A 251-nucleotide genomic window follows, 5' to 3' on the forward strand; every position below is an offset into this window, starting at 1 on the left:
GGCACCGCAAGCACTCGAAAAACAAAAATCGCCTGACCGTCATTCAGAACGGGAAGGACATTACGATGGGCACCGATAAACAGACGCAAGAGCTGGTCAACAAAATCGTTGGCTCTTCAGAGTCCGTATTTGCCAGCTCAGTGTATGCCGGTCAGGAGGCCATGCCCGACTTGCCTATGCGCACTGATAAAGAGCTGAAGGCATTGGTTGAGGAGGCTGCGGGCATCGACCGACTCAACGAGGCTCATAAG

1 protein-coding gene is annotated in these 251 nt (G+C 53.4%); it reads left to right on the forward strand.

Annotated features, from left to right (window positions below; translation table 11 throughout):
- On the forward strand, positions 1-251 hold a 251-nt coding region (locus SB773_RS33495; RefSeq protein ID WP_410594766.1), incomplete at both ends, for a hypothetical protein.

Origin of the sequence: Bacillus sp. SIMBA_074 (genome assembly GCF_046534555.1) — a bacterium.
In the GTDB taxonomy this organism is placed as follows: Bacteria; Bacillota; Bacilli; order Bacillales; family Bacillaceae_G; genus Bacillus_A; species Bacillus_A mycoides.